Raw genomic sequence first — 13,732 nt, 5'->3', positions numbered from 1 at the left:
ATGTCAATCAGGTTAAGGGTAAACAAAAAGTGTACGTTTTGCCAAGTTGATCACATTTATTTAGCAACATTTCATGTTGTTCAGATAATAAAAAAGCCCGCATTTCTGCGGGCTTCAGGGTAAGAAACAGAATTTTCTTACAGAACGTCGACAGCGTTCAGCTCTTTGAATGCCTGCTCCAGACGTGTCACCATGGAAGTCTGTGCAGCACGCAGCCATACGCGCGGATCGTAGTATTTCTTGTTCGGCTGGTCTTCGCCTTTCGGGTTGCCCAGCTGGCCCTGCAGGTAAGCTTCGTTAGTTTTGTAGTACTGCAGGATACCGTCCCAGGTTGCCCATTGGGTGTCGGTATCGATGTTCATTTTGATAACGCCGTAGCTTACGGAGTCTTTGATTTCCTGAGCGGAAGAACCGGAACCACCGTGGAAGACGAAGTTCAGGCTGTTGTGCGGCAGGTTGTGTTTCTTAGAAACATATTCCTGAGAATCGCGCAGGATAGTCGGGGTCAGGACCACGTTGCCCGGCTTGTAAACGCCGTGTACGTTACCGAAGGAAGCAGCGATAGTGAAACGCGGGCTGATTTTGCTCAGCTCGGTGTACGCGTAATCAACGTCTTCCGGCTGGGTGTACAGAGCAGAAGCGTCCATGTGGCTGTTGTCCACACCGTCTTCTTCGCCGCCGGTGCAACCCAGTTCGATTTCCAGCGTCATATCCATTTTGGCCATACGAGCCAGATATTTAGAACAGATCTCGATGTTTTCGTGCAGAGTTTCTTCAGACAGGTCAATCATGTGAGAAGAGAACAGCGGTTTGCCGGTAGCTGCGAAGTGTTTTTCACCCGCGTCCAGCAGACCATCGATCCACGGCAGCAGTTTCTTCGCGCAGTGGTCAGTGTGCAGGATAACTGGAACACCGTAGTGCTCAGCCATCTGGTGAACGTGGTGCGCACCAGAGATAGCGCCCAGGATTGCTGCGCCCTGAGGAACGTCAGTTTTAACCGCTTTGCCCGCGATGAACGCAGCGCCGCCGTTGGAGAACTGAACGATAACCGGAGCACGAACTTTTGCAGCAGCTTCCAGAACGGCGTTGATGGAATCAGTGCCGACGCAGTTTACCGCTGGCAGAGCAAAGTTGTTTTCTTTAGCTACCTGGAACACTTTCTGAACGTCGTCGCCAGTGATGACGCCCGGTTTTACGAAATCAAAAATTTTAGACATGTTACGTAGTCCTGTATCTGTATCTTCGACCGTTGAAGAAGGTTCGCGAGCTTTTACGCGCGCTGAAAAACAGGCGGGTCTCCCCGCCTGAACTGAATTACTGCTTAGCGCGCTCTTCGAGCATTGCTACTGCCGGCAGGACTTTGCCTTCCACGAATTCGAGGAATGCGCCGCCGCCAGTGGAGATGTAGGAGATTTTGTCAGCAATGCCGAACAGGTCAATTGCTGCCAGGGTGTCGCCGCCGCCTGCGATGGAGAACGCTTCGCTGTCTGCGATGGCGTTAGCAACGATTTCGGTACCTTTGCGGAAGTTCGGGAATTCGAACACGCCAACCGGGCCGTTCCACAGGATAGTTTTGGCGTTTTTCAGGATTTCAGCCAGCTGCTCTGCAGAGGCATCGCCCAGGTCCAGAATCTGCTCGTCATCTTTAATGTCGTTAACAGATTTCAGGGTAGCGGCTGCGGTTTCAGAGAACTCGGTTGCAACGCGAACGTCGGTTGGGACCGGGATATCGCAGGTAGTCAGCAGGCGTTTAGCTTCGTCAACCAGGTCTGCTTCGTACAGGGATTTACCGACGTTGTGACCTTGAGCGGCAACGAAGGTGTTGGCGATACCGCCACCAACGATCAGCTGGTCAGCGATTTTAGACAGGGAATCCAGAACGGTCAGTTTAGTGGAAACTTTAGAACCACCCACGATAGCAACCATCGGGCGAGCAGGTTCTTTCAGCGCTTTACCCAGCGCGTCCAGCTCAGCGGCCAGCAGCGGACCTGCGCAAGCGACGTCAGCGAATTTGCCGATACCGTGAGTAGAAGCCTGCGCACGGTGAGCGGTACCGAATGCGTCCATAACGAATACGTCGCACAGCGCAGCGTATTTTTTAGACAGTGCTTCGTCGTCTTTCTTTTCGCCTTTGTTGAAGCGAACGTTTTCCAGAACAACCAGTTCACCAGCGGCCACTTCAACGCCGTCCAGGTAATCTTTAACCAGACGTACCGGGTTAGACAGTTTGTCTTTCAGGTAGTTAACAACCGGCAGCAGAGAGAATTCTTCGTTGTACTCGCCTTCGGTAGGACGACCCAGGTGGGAAGTTACCATCACTTTAGCACCCTGTTTCAGAGCCAGTTCGATGGTCGGCAGAGAAGCACGAATACGCGCGTCGCTGGTTACTTTCCCTTCTTTAACTGGTACGTTCAGATCCGCACGGATAAAAACGCGTTTACCAGCCAGATCCAGATCGGTCATCTTAATTACAGACATGGTGAATCCTCTCGTTGATTCTTGATAAAGTTTTGCAAGCGCCTGAGCGCCTTACCTGAAACCTTGCGCGGACATTGCTAATGTGGTGTCGAGCATCCGATTAGCAAAGCCCCATTCGTTATCGCACCAGACCAGAGTTTTGATCAAATGCGCACCGCTTACCCGCGTTTGTGTACCATCAACGATGGCGCTATGCGGATCGTGGTTGAAATCTATCGAGACTAACGGTAATTCCGTATAGTCAACTATACCATGAAATGCACCCTGTGCTGCTTTTTGCAGCAACTGGTTGACTTCATTTGCTTTTACTGGTTTTTTTACCGTTACGCTAAGGTCGATCGCCGTCACATTAATCGTCGGTACGCGGACTGCAATCGCTTCAAAGCGATCGTTAAACTGAGGGAAAATACGCGTGATCCCCGCAGCTAGTTTAGTATCAACCGGGATGATCGACTGACTGGCCGCTCGCGTACGGCGCAAATCCGGATGGTAAGCATCGATAACCTGCTGATCGTGCATAGCAGAATGAATCGTTGTTACCGTACCGGACTCAATGCCGTAGGCATCATCTAACAGTTTAATGACCGGAATAATGCAGTTGGTCGTGCAAGAAGCGTTGGAGACGATACGATGCTCAGCGCGTAACTCATCATGGTTTACGCCAAAAACGATCGTCGCATCGAGATCGTTGCCGCCAGGATGTGAGAAGAGCACTTTCTTCGCACCAGCCTGAAGATGAGCCTCGCCATGTTCGCGGCTACCATAAACGCCGGTGCAGTCAAGAACCACATCAACCGCCAGCTCCCGCCAGGGCAACGCCTCAATAGAAGATTCATGCAGCAGACGAATCGCGTCATCGCCCACAAACAGCTGCTCTCTCTCCTGGCGCACATCCCAGGCAAAGCGCCCATGGCTGGTGTCATATTTCAACAAATGCGCGATGCCAGCAGCATCCGCCAGTTCATTGATTGCCACCACGGTGATTTCCGCACGACGTCCGGATTCATATAAAGCACGAACCACGTTACGCCCGATGCGACCGAAGCCATTAATCGCAATGCGTATGGTCATAGGTCTCCTGCAAGGCTGTCCCTGATGTGAAGTGGCTGACAGAGTAATGCAGCCACGCTCTAAGGGAAACCTTACCTGTCGCAAACTGCGACTGATTGATTAATTGTCGAACATTTAGACGACTGAAACGCTTCAGCTAGAATAAGCGAAACAAGGAATAAAAGGAATGATTGTCCAGTTGAAGAAGCCATTTATCTGACTTGCGTCACATTTTAAAAGGAATAGTTGCAACACGAAGTACGAATAGCAATGACGATGCGAGCAGGCCTCTTGCCTTGTCAATCTCACCAGCGCAAAACGTTGGGAACTGCCGGATACCATCATTCCGGGCGCTACCGTACCGTTTACTTCACCTGCATAAAACAGGGCCATTTACCTGGCCCTATGCTCGCCTGAATCAGGGACATGCCAGCTGATACGTACCTTCAATCGCCATCTCTAACGTAAGGTTTGCAGCACGGCTATTTTCAAGTACCCGACGAACGTTTGGACCATCGGTTCTCTCATAAAACGCTTCGGCTTCAGCCTGCGATAATCCTCCGGCCAGCTTTCTCCTGACCAGCCTTTCCTGTAGAGCACTGGCTGGGGCTTTTATAAACAGTGAAAAGTCGCAGAACTGCGCAAGTGCGCGCCATTGTTCATCGTCCAGCAGCAGCCAATTCCCCTCAACGATAACAACGGGAGCAGACACATTAATCGCGTTCTCAACCGGATCATGCTTTTGCCGGTCATACTGCGGCCAGGTTCCCTCACCCTGCCGAATCTGACGAAGGTTATCCGCGAGCTTCGCAATATCAAACGTCTCTGGCGCACCTTTCGAACCACGCAGCCCATGCTCTTCCAGCCAGTGGTTATAACGGTGGAAACCATCCATAGGTAGCGTCTGAATCTGAACCAGATGCGGATCCTGACAAGCCAAATATTCCCAGAACGTCGTAAGCGTCGATTTTCCCGTCCCTGGCGGCGCGCTGAGAAAAATAATGGTCCGCCGATTCGGCATTAAAGTATGTAATTGAGTAAAACGGCGTAGTAAAGGTTGATGGACATTCTCAATTTCATCATCACTGTATTGGGCTAAAACATTCAACCCATTTATATTCAGCGTTATATTCACGGCGTTAGTTCCTTTAATATCGCCGTTATCGCCAGCGCCAGCGCGGTTTTTACCATATTGATGAAGCGAATTTCTGACCATGAGGAGAAATCAGCGAATTTCATTGATTTCAACGCACCATATAACGCCGTGTTATCCGTAATGCTATTGACATTACAAATAAAATCCCAGGTCACCTCGTCAGCAAATCCGGGCGGGTCGTTCTGTTCAGCCAGATACTGATAAAACTGTGAGAATTGAGTGATATCGGCATAAAGCCATTTATCCATTTTCCCCAGCGCATATATCAGTCGTAACGCCACATCAATATCGTCCAACGGGCCGCTTTGCGCGAGTAACGGCTTCACTGCATATTCCACGATCTCTTCATCATTATTCACGAACAGCGAGGGCAGAAAACGCTTAATGGCCTGCAACAATAGTGTATTTGCAGTCGCCATAAAGGAGAGTAAATCTTGCTGAGCGTCCAGTTGCTCCAGCGCGTCATCTTCTGTTAGCGTCGTCATTCGTTTCTCGATAAATCACCAGGAATGCAGAGAGTCTACTATATTACACGTTTGGTCTATGCCACTGATCAGGATTGTTTGTGTGCGAATTCCGCCCGCGCTGCGTTGAATACCACATAACAGGTCTCCTCCCGTGACGCCGGTTGCAGCGAACAGAACATCGCGGTGGCTCACAATATCATCAAGCCGATACACATGGTTGACCTTCACGCCCATCTCATCACAACGTCGGCGTTCGCTCTGCGCTATTTGCTGATGCTCGGTAGAGTTGCCTTTCGCTTCACAAAAATCGATAAGTTCGGCCTGCATATCCCCGCCTAAAGCAGTCACCGCACACGCCGATATCACCCCTTCCGGCGCGCCACCGATGGTAAACATTACGTCATAAGCGTTGTCCGCCATGCAGGTCTGCACGCTGGCAGCCACATCGCCATCCGGCAGTGCAAAAACTTTCACGCCTAGCTTTCTCGCCTCATCGATTGCCGGGCGTAGCCGGGGCTTATCCAAGGTGACCATGCGCAATGACGTCAGCGGCTTATCCAGCACCTTAGCAACGCTAAGTAAGTTTTCGCTTAACGAAAGTCGCAGATCAATCGCCCCTTTCGCCCGGCGGCTTACGACAATCTTCTTCATATACATATCAGGTGCATGCAGTAGTGAGCGTGCAGGAGCGAAAGCCATTACCGCCAGCGCATTACTCTGCCCCATCGCAACCATTCGGGTGCCTTCTATCGGATCAACGGCGATATCGATAGCAGGCCCTTTTCCGCCGCCAACCTGCTCGCCAATCCACAGCATGGGCGCATCGTCGATTTCGCCTTCCCCAATGACAATTCGTCCTTGAAAGTTAAGCTTATTGAGCGCCTGTCGCATTGCGCTCACCGCCAGACCATCAATTTTATTTTTATCGCCACAACCCGTTTCGGGCCAGGCAGCAAGCGCTGCCTGTTCCGTTGTGCGTAGTAGCGGCCACGCCAGTGACATCATTCCGTCACCTCGCCGGTGTCAACGCCAAAGTGCGCCAGAAGGTATTTTTCGGCTTGTTCATTCCAGATCCCATGCGTCTTCTCTACCAGCTTCGCCAGTTGATGAAATAGCGGGTCGGTTTTACCTTTCTCGGCAAAATCAGCAATCGCCGTTAACGGCATGGTTACGCCGTTATAAATCAGCTTCTTACCGCCCGGAATGTTGGGTAGATTCAAAACTGTGTCAGGTACCGCATCCAGTCCTCCAATATGCGTCACCATAAATGAAGGCTGTAGCTGCCCGGTTGCGCTCAGGGCGATAGCCTCTAGCATGTCGTCCGTGGAGCCGCCGGAGGTCCCCACTACATGAGTGCTGTTGTAATGCACATTGTAGAAATTAAACGGAACTTTAAAGTTTTTATCCGTAGGTCCGGCAAAGAAATTCAGGCATCCGTCTTCCGCCAGCAGTTCATCCGCCATTTCCACGATTGCCGGGACGGCGGCGTATACGAAGACATCGTCAAATCCTTCGTCATTCGTCAGCGCCCGTAGCATCTGTACTGGATCTGCAATATCTCTCGTATTGACATAAACCAGCTCAATCCCTTTACTGGCCGCCAGTTCGACCGGCAGCAGCTTTTGCGCCTGTGCCAACCGCTTTTCATCAATATCGACCACCACCACCCGCGCTGGGGTGATGTTGCCGTTGATGGCGTAATCTATCGCGCCAATACCCATCGGTCCGGCGCACGCCAGCAGCGCCAGATTGCCTCCGGGTTTTATTCCCATCCGATGTTCATAGACATAAGGCGTAGTGTGATAATTGGCGTTATAGGCACCAATAATGCAGCACATTGGTTCCGCGAGCGATGCGGCGGCAAAATAGGATCCGTGGTAGGGCAATACGCACCCCAGATTAATAGCCACCTCAGGAATAATCATATAGGTGGCATTGCCGCCGAAGTATTCATAGCTATAGCCTGCAGAATATCCGCTAGGTAATCCCATAGCGGGTTGCAAAACAAATCGCTGGCCTTTTTTATATTTATCGGCGAGATTTTTCCCCACCTCAACAATAATACCTGCACACTCATGCCCGGTAATAACAGGATGATTTTCTAAATCGTCCGGAACGCGTTTATGTTCGCTACCTAAAGCGGCGGCCTTCCAGGTGGATAAACATACGCTGTCAGATATTACGCTCACCAGCAATTCATTATCGGTAATTTGCGGAAGTTCGAATTCACGAATACGGACATCCTGCTTGCCATAGATAGCAGCTACTTTGGTTTTCATATTAACTCCGTAAATTAATGAGCAATCAGGCGCTGAGATTTTTAAACAACTCGTCCAGGTGCGGGTCGCCAATATAGTTTTTAATCAATACCAGCGGTTTATCACTGACGCGTTTAACGCGTCCTTCCAGACTGGCGTGAGTCACTATAATATCCGCATCATCCGGTACATTTTCGATGGCATAATGGGTAACTGTAATAGCCAATCCCGCTTTTTCCAGACGTTTGCGGAAGGTTGTTGCCCCCATCGCGCTGGAGCCCATACCTGCATCGCAAACAAAAGCGACGCGCTTAACTTGCTTATAAGAAAATGAACCTTCACGCTTCATCGCTTTCACCGCTTTAGCAGACTCGGCAAAAGTATCCCCTTTTTCGACCTCGATGCTTTTATCCATCTTCAGAATAAAAGAGGTAATGATAAAGGTCACCAGCGCTCCCGCCGTCACACCTGCAATAGTGGCAATAAATGAGCCTTTTGGCGTTAATGCCAGATAGGCGAAGATTGAGCCAGGACTCGGCCCTGCAACCAGACCACCGTCCAACAAATTAAAGACCCAGGTTCCCGTCATCCCGCCGCCAATCATGGCAATCAGCGTTAACGGCTTCATCAGTACATAAGGGAAATAGAGCTCATGGATACCGCCAAGGAAGTGGATAATCATGGCACCAGGTGCAGACTTCTTACTCATTCCTTTACCAAAGATGGCAAATCCGAGCAGCAGTCCCAGCCCAGGCCCCGGATTAGAAGCAACCATAAAGAAAATCGATTTACCGGTCTCCGCGGCCTGCTGCATGCCGAGCGGATAATAAACGCCCTGATCGATAGCATTATTTAGAAAGAGAATCTTCGCTGGTTCATTGATGACCGAGAGCAGCGGCAGATATCCCGCATGCACCAGAGCTTCGATACACTCCTTCACAAAATTATTCGCCACGAGAACCGCCGGGCCAATAACCTCAAACCCCAACAGGCATAAGATCATGCCAGAGATACCGAGAGAGAAGTTATTGATGACCATTTCGAAACCGGCAGGGATGCGTTTTTCCAGCGCTCGGTCAATATATTTAATCACCAGACCACCCAGCGGGCCCATGATCATCGATCCAAGGAACATAGGAATATCCGCGCCGACGATAACACCAATCGACCCGATGCCCCCCATTACCGCCCCACGCTTACCCCCAACTAAGTGACCGCCGGTTGAGCCAATCATCACGGGTAATAAATAAGTAATCATCGGGCCAACAATTTTGGCAAAATGTTCGTTTGGCATCCAGCCGGTAGGAATAAATAAAGCAGTAATAAATCCCCAGGCAATAAATGCACCGATATTTGGGATGACCATGGCAGTCAAAAACCCACCAAAAGCCTGGACCTTTGCACGAGCAGACTTGTTTTCCATAATAATATCCTGAAAGGAAGGGGGGACTTATGCGCGGGCAATAATATCCGCTAGTTGTTTTTCAGATTTAGCTGCCAGTAATGCAGCCAGATTTTCTTCTTCACACAATAATTCGCTTAATGCCTGAATCGCGCCAATATGTGAATTTGAATCAGCAGCAGACAGTCCAATTAATAATTTAACAGGCTCATTATCTTCACCAAAAGTGACATGTTTTCGCAATAGTGTTAACGACATTCCTGTTTTCAAGGCACCATACTCAGGACGAGCATGGGGCATTGCCACTTCAGGAGCAAGAATATAGTAAGGCCCGTTAGTTAACGTTGAGTCCTTAATTGCCTGAATATATTGCGGACTCACATAATGATTAGACAATAAAGCTGACATTGAAAAATCAACGGCCTCTTGCCAGTTTGATGCGGAGTCTTTAATTGATATTGATGCTTCAGGGAAATAATCAATCAGTCGCATAGATCATCCTTTTATTTTATTTATAGGGTACAACTTAACGTTAAAAATAAAATACTCGTGAGCCACTGCGAAAGCAATAAGCGGCAAAAGTGAGGTGGTACGACTAAGAGTTTTTGCGAAATGAATAAAAACAAACAGTTAATAATGGTAAAAAATAAAGCAACCATATGTTTGTGATCTGAACCGCAAATACTGAAAATCACTAAATTAGTGATTTGTGAATTAGATCACCATTAGTGGCTTGCTGACTACTAACAAAAAAAGCTAGGGCAGTCTCAAATAAAAAGAAACGGGCCGCCTGAGCGACCCGTTTTGTGCAGTAAAGATGATTACAGCAGCGCTTTCGCTTTAGCGACCACGTTGTCAACGGTGAAGCCAAACTCTTCAAACAGCAGCTCTGCCGGAGCAGACTCACCGAAGGTGGTCATGCCAACAATCGCGCCGTTCAGGCCCACGTATTTGAACCAGTAGTCGGCGATACCCGCTTCGATGGCCACGCGCGCAGAGACCGCTTTCGGCAGCACGGACTCACGGTACGCCGCATCCTGCTTGTCGAACGCGTCGGTGGACGGCATGGAAACCACGCGCGCCTTCACGCCTTCGGCAGTCAGTTTTTCGTAAGCGGCAACCGCCAGCTCAACCTCAGAACCGGTGGCGATGAAGATCAGCTCCGGCTGGCCCGCGCAATCTTTCAGCACGTAGCCGCCGCGGGCAACGTTCGCCAGCTGTTCTTCAGTACGCTCCTGCTGTGCCAGGTTCTGACGGGACAGAATCAGCGCGGTCGGGCCGTCCTGACGCTCAACGCCGTATTTCCACGCAATAGCGGATTCAACCTGGTCGCACGGACGCCATGTGGACATGTTCGGGGTCACGCGCAGAGAAGCCACCTGCTCAACCGGCTGGTGCGTCGGGCCGTCTTCGCCCAGACCGATGGAGTCGTGGGTGTAGACCATCACCTGACGCTGCTTCATCAGCGCCGCCATACGTACCGCGTTACGCGCGTACTCGACGAACATCAGGAAGGTGGAAGTGTACGGCAGGAAACCGCCGTGCAGGGAGATACCGTTGGCAATGGCGGTCATGCCGAATTCACGCACGCCGTAATGGATGTAGTTACCGGCGGTGTCTTCGTTAATCGCTTTAGAGCCGGACCAGATGGTCAGGTTACTTGGCGCCAGGTCAGCGGAGCCGCCGAGGAATTCAGGCAGCAGCGGACCGAAAGCTTCGATCGCATTCTGGGATGCTTTACGGCTGGCGATTTTGGATGGATTCGCCTGCAGCTTCGCGATGAATTCATTCGCTTTCGCGTCGAAGTCAGCCGGCATATCGCCTTTCATACGGCGGGTGAATTCTGCCGCTTCCTGCGGGAAGGCCTTCGCGTAGGCGGCAAATTTCTCGTTCCACGCGGACTCTTTTGCCTGACCGGCTTCTTTCGCATCCCACTGTGCATAGATGTCAGACGGGATTTCAAAGGCCGGATGTTTCCAGCCGAGCGCTTCACGGGTCAGCGCGATCTCTGCGTCGCCCAGCGGCGCGCCGTGGGAGTCGTGGGTACCGGCTTTGTTTGGCGAACCGAAACCAATGATGGTTTTACACATCAGCAGGGACGGTTTGTCAGTGACTGCACGCGCTTCTTCCACCGCGCGTTTAATCGAGTCAGCATCGTGACCATCAACGCCGCGCACCACGTGCCAGCCGTAGGCTTCGAAGCGTTTTGCCGTGTCGTCGGTGAACCAGCCTTCAACGTGACCGTCGATGGAGATGCCGTTGTCGTCATAGAACGCCACCAGCTTGCCAAGCTTCAGGGTACCGGCCAGAGAACATACCTCGTGGGAGATACCTTCCATCATGCAGCCATCGCCCATGAAAGCGTAGGTGAAGTGGTCAACAATGTCGTGGCCCGGACGGTTAAACTGCGCCGCCAGGGTTTTCTCCGCAATCGCCATACCCACCGCATTGGCAATACCCTGCCCCAGCGGACCGGTCGTGGTTTCGACACCCGCGGTGTAGCCGACTTCCGGGTGACCCGGCGTTTTAGAGTGCAGCTGACGGAAGTTCTTCAGCTCTTCAATCGGCAGATCATAACCGGTGAGGTGCAGCAGGCTGTAAATCAGCATCGAGCCGTGGCCGTTAGACAGTACGAAGCGGTCGCGGTCAGCCCAGGACGGGTTCTGCGGGTTATGGTTCAGGAAATCACGCCACAGGACTTCGGCAATGTCAGCCATACCCATCGGGGCACCCGGGTGGCCGGATTTGGCTTTCTGTACTGCGTCCATGCTCAGCGCACGAATAGCGTTAGCAAGCTCTTTACGTGAGGACATTTTGACTCCAGATCGGATAATGAAGGCCATGCCCGCAACGACTTGACGACAGCGCGTTTTGGGCTACGCCGGAAAAAAGTGTGAACAATGTAACCTAAGCGGCAAAGCATGTACATGGAGCATCCTTTTACCGTTTAAGAAATCTCTGGAACACGTTGTGCTACGCCGTAATCCTCTCGCCCGCATCCTGAGATAGTATTTATAATTTGAACAGGATACGGCAGGCCTGCCATCGCCGTTTTTTCGGATAAATAACCATAAGATTGTGGAAGATAAAAAATGAAAATTCGCTCAGCTATTCTTGCCCTTGGGATCGCAGCAACGCTTACCGGATGCCAGAACATGGACTCCAATGGCCTGCTTAGCTCCGGCGCGGAAGCTTTCCAGGCCTACTCGCTCAGCGACGAGCAGGTCAAGACCTTAAGCGATAAAGCCTGCCAGGAGATGGATGCCAAAGCCACTATCGCGCCTGCCAGTAGTGAATACAGCAAACGGCTGACTAAAATCGCCGCCGCGCTGGGGGACAATATCAACGGCCAGCCAGTGAACTACAAGGTGTACCAAACCAAAGACGTTAATGCCTTCGCCATGGCTAACGGCTGCATCCGCGTTTACAGCGGACTGATGGATTTAATGAATGATAACGAGGTCGAAGCGGTCATTGGCCACGAAATGGGCCACGTCGCGCTTGGCCATGTGAAGAAAGGCATGCAGGTGGCGTTAGGGACCAACGCCGTGCGCGCAGCGGCGGCTTCCGCTGGCGGCATCGTTGGCAGCCTGTCGCAATCGCAGTTAGGCGATCTGGGTGAGAAACTGGTGAACTCACAGTTCTCCCAGCGCCAGGAGTCAGAAGCGGACGATTACTCTTACGATCTGCTGCGTAAACGTGGTATTAACCCGGCGGGTCTCGCCACCAGCTTCGAAAAGCTAGCGAAGCTGGAAGCCGGTCGCCAAAGTTCAATGTTTGACGACCACCCGGCATCAGAGGCGCGCGCTCAGCATATTCGTGATCGGATGGCCGCGGACGGGATTAAGTAATTCTCGACCCAATTTGTAACAAATCGGACGTTATTGGCGAAGCCAGTTTGAACCCGGACAGCGCACAGCCACCGGAGCGTACACGTAGTACGTGAGGATGGAGAGCACTGCCCGGGTTCAAAATGGCGAGTAAAATAGTCCGATTCCGATTACTCGCCTTTCTTCGCCGCCTGGATATAGAGCATCTCCAGCGCCAGCGTCGCCGCAGCCAGCGCAGTGATCTCAGACTGATCGTAAGCCGGAGCAACCTCCACCACGTCCATCCCGACGATATTCAGATCCTTCAGCCCACGCACCAGTTTGATCGCGCGATCCGACGTCAGACCGCCGATCACTGGCGTACCCGTGCCCGGGGCAAACGCCGGATCGAGGCAGTCGATATCAAAGGTCAGATAGACCGGCATATCGCCAACGATCTGCTTAACCTGGGCAATGACATCATCAGCGGTACGATCGTTAACCTGCCCCGCATCCAGCACCGTAAAGCCGTTGTCTTTATCAAACTCGGTGCGGATACCGATCTGCACCGAGTGATTTGGATCGATCAGACCTTCGTTCGGCGCGGTGTAGAACATGGTACCGTGGTCAAATTCGCAGCCGTTGGCGTAGGTGTCGGTATGGGCATCGAAGTGCACCAACGCCATTTTGCCAAAGTGCTTAGCATGGGCACGCAGCAGCGGCAGCGTGACAAAGTGGTCGCCGCCGAAGGAGAGCATACGTTTCCCTGCGGCCAGCAGTTTTTCCGCATGTGCCTGTAGCTTTTCGCTCATCTCGCGCGCATCGCCGAACGCGTAAACCAGGTCGCCGCAATCAACGACGTTCAGGCGTTCGCGCATATCGAAGTTCCACGGGAAACGGTTGTGCTCCCATGCAAGGTTGGTAGAGACCTGGCGGATCGCCGCCGGGCCATGGCGGCCGCCCGCGCGCCCGGAAGTCGCCATATCAAACGGGACGCCGGTAATCACCCAGTCAGCATCGCTGTCATACGGCTGGAAATTCAGCGGCAGACGCAGAAAGCCAAATGCGTTAGATACCAGGGAGTTATCGTATTGATGACCTAAGGTGCTCAT

At 51.8% G+C, this 13,732-nt stretch carries 12 protein-coding genes; 1 reads left to right on the top strand and 11 read right to left on the bottom strand.

The window, feature by feature from the left end; all coding sequences use genetic code 11:
- Window positions 1–137: 137 nt before the first annotated feature.
- From fbaA to tkt, 10 genes are all read right to left on the bottom strand, one after another.
- Window positions 138–1,217: a class II fructose-bisphosphate aldolase gene (gene fbaA, locus FN082_RS22245; RefSeq protein WP_139540325.1), complete on the bottom strand. Its 1,080-nt coding sequence runs from the start codon at window positions 1,215–1,217 to the stop codon at window positions 138–140.
- A gap of 97 nt (window positions 1,218–1,314) precedes the next feature.
- Window positions 1,315–2,478, bottom strand: a complete 1,164-nt coding sequence (gene pgk, locus FN082_RS22240; protein WP_139540327.1) for a phosphoglycerate kinase — start codon at window positions 2,476–2,478, stop codon at window positions 1,315–1,317.
- Window positions 2,479–2,529: 51 nt separating this feature from the next.
- Window positions 2,530–3,549, bottom strand: coding sequence for an erythrose-4-phosphate dehydrogenase (gene epd / locus FN082_RS22235; RefSeq protein ID WP_139540329.1), 1,020 nt, complete (start codon window positions 3,547–3,549; stop codon window positions 2,530–2,532).
- A gap of 397 nt (window positions 3,550–3,946) precedes the next feature.
- On the bottom strand, window positions 3,947–4,663 hold the full coding sequence (locus FN082_RS22230) for a nucleoside/nucleotide kinase family protein (RefSeq protein ID WP_142982382.1): 717 nt from the start codon (window positions 4,661–4,663) through the stop codon (window positions 3,947–3,949).
- On the bottom strand, window positions 4,660–5,169 hold the full coding sequence (locus tag FN082_RS22225) for an MltR family transcriptional regulator (RefSeq protein WP_142464919.1): 510 nt from the start codon (window positions 5,167–5,169) through the stop codon (window positions 4,660–4,662). The genes FN082_RS22230 and FN082_RS22225 overlap by 4 nt, the downstream gene beginning before the upstream one ends.
- Window positions 5,170–5,184: 15 nt before the next feature.
- Window positions 5,185–6,156: a class II fructose-bisphosphatase gene (gene glpX, locus FN082_RS22220; RefSeq protein ID WP_142982381.1), complete on the bottom strand. Its 972-nt coding sequence runs from the start codon at window positions 6,154–6,156 to the stop codon at window positions 5,185–5,187.
- Complete coding sequence (locus FN082_RS22215) at window positions 6,153–7,430, bottom strand: zinc-binding dehydrogenase (protein WP_142982380.1); 1,278 nt, start codon at window positions 7,428–7,430, stop codon at window positions 6,153–6,155. The genes glpX and FN082_RS22215 overlap by 4 nt, the downstream gene beginning before the upstream one ends.
- A gap of 25 nt (window positions 7,431–7,455) precedes the next feature.
- Window positions 7,456–8,832 carry a PTS mannitol transporter subunit IICB gene (locus FN082_RS22210; protein WP_142982379.1) on the bottom strand — a complete coding sequence of 459 codons (1,377 nt, stop codon included), beginning with the start codon at window positions 8,830–8,832 and terminating at the stop codon, window positions 7,456–7,458.
- 27 nt (window positions 8,833–8,859) lie between these two features.
- Window positions 8,860–9,303: a PTS mannitol transporter subunit IIA gene (gene cmtB, locus FN082_RS22205; protein WP_142464923.1), complete on the bottom strand. Its 444-nt coding sequence runs from the start codon at window positions 9,301–9,303 to the stop codon at window positions 8,860–8,862.
- 329 nt (window positions 9,304–9,632) lie between these two features.
- A complete protein-coding gene (gene tkt / locus FN082_RS22200; protein WP_139540333.1) occupies window positions 9,633–11,624 on the bottom strand; it encodes a transketolase in 1,992 nt (663 codons plus the stop codon).
- 279 nt (window positions 11,625–11,903) lie between these two features.
- Here tkt and loiP point away from each other — a divergent pair, with 279 nt between their 5' ends.
- A complete protein-coding gene (gene loiP, locus FN082_RS22195) occupies window positions 11,904–12,662 on the top strand; it encodes a metalloprotease LoiP (protein WP_139540335.1) in 759 nt (252 codons plus the stop codon).
- 149 nt (window positions 12,663–12,811) lie between these two features.
- Here the strand turns inward: loiP and speB are convergent, their stop codons facing one another.
- On the bottom strand, window positions 12,812–13,732 hold the full coding sequence (speB, locus tag FN082_RS22190) for an agmatinase (RefSeq protein WP_139540339.1): 921 nt from the start codon (window positions 13,730–13,732) through the stop codon (window positions 12,812–12,814).

It is taken from the genome of Klebsiella spallanzanii, from assembly GCF_902158555.1.
Taxonomy (GTDB): Bacteria; Pseudomonadota; Gammaproteobacteria; order Enterobacterales; family Enterobacteriaceae; genus Klebsiella; species Klebsiella spallanzanii.
Note: the sequence above shows the minus strand (reverse complement) of the source record. Positions and strands in the feature narration are given on the sequence as shown.

Coding starts and splice junctions, on each gene's coding strand:
- cmtB (WP_142464923.1), bottom strand. CDS start 9,303: ATGCGACTGATTGATTATTTCCCTGAAGCATCAATATCAATTAAAGAC.
- speB (WP_139540339.1), bottom strand. CDS start 13,732: ATGAGCACCTTAGGTCATCAATACGATAACTCCCTGGTATCTAACGCA.
- FN082_RS22210 (WP_142982379.1), bottom strand. CDS start 8,832: ATGGAAAACAAGTCTGCTCGTGCAAAGGTCCAGGCTTTTGGTGGGTTT.
- tkt (WP_139540333.1), bottom strand. CDS start 11,624: ATGTCCTCACGTAAAGAGCTTGCTAACGCTATTCGTGCGCTGAGCATG.
- loiP (WP_139540335.1), top strand. CDS start 11,904: ATGAAAATTCGCTCAGCTATTCTTGCCCTTGGGATCGCAGCAACGCTT.
- glpX (WP_142982381.1), bottom strand. CDS start 6,156: ATGATGTCACTGGCGTGGCCGCTACTACGCACAACGGAACAGGCAGCG.
- fbaA (WP_139540325.1), bottom strand. CDS start 1,217: ATGTCTAAAATTTTTGATTTCGTAAAACCGGGCGTCATCACTGGCGAC.
- epd (WP_139540329.1), bottom strand. CDS start 3,549: ATGACCATACGCATTGCGATTAATGGCTTCGGTCGCATCGGGCGTAAC.
- FN082_RS22225 (WP_142464919.1), bottom strand. CDS start 5,169: ATGACGACGCTAACAGAAGATGACGCGCTGGAGCAACTGGACGCTCAG.
- FN082_RS22215 (WP_142982380.1), bottom strand. CDS start 7,430: ATGAAAACCAAAGTAGCTGCTATCTATGGCAAGCAGGATGTCCGTATT.
- pgk (WP_139540327.1), bottom strand. CDS start 2,478: ATGTCTGTAATTAAGATGACCGATCTGGATCTGGCTGGTAAACGCGTT.